The organism is Mesorhizobium sp. GbtcB19 (genome assembly GCF_019091085.1).
Taxonomy (GTDB): Bacteria; Pseudomonadota; Alphaproteobacteria; order Rhizobiales; family Rhizobiaceae; genus Mesorhizobium.
On record NZ_JAGXJY010000627.1, the window covers coordinates 1 to 230 of the forward strand.

Consider the following 230-nt stretch of genomic DNA (forward strand, 5'->3'; position numbering starts at 1 on the left):
GTGCCGGCCGGCCCCGGCCCCGAGGTGCCGACGGAGCCGACATCGAAGCCGATGCCGGCGGCGGCCAGCACCAGGCCGATCTGGTTCACATCGGAGCGCACGAGGCCGACATAGAGCGTCTCGTAGGCCGGGCGGTTGAGATAGACCGAGGCAACGCCGATGGCGGCCATGACCAGGGCCGCGATGCCGCCCATGAGCGCCAGACGCCTCACGCCGAAGCTTTTGAAATT

General features: G+C 69.1%; 1 pseudogene. It reads right to left on the minus strand.

What is annotated here, in order from left to right:
- A pseudogene (locus KVT37_RS33250) lies at nucleotides 1-212 on the minus strand (flagellar M-ring protein FliF); the annotation flags it as partial.
- Nucleotides 213-230: the final 18 nt, after the last annotated feature.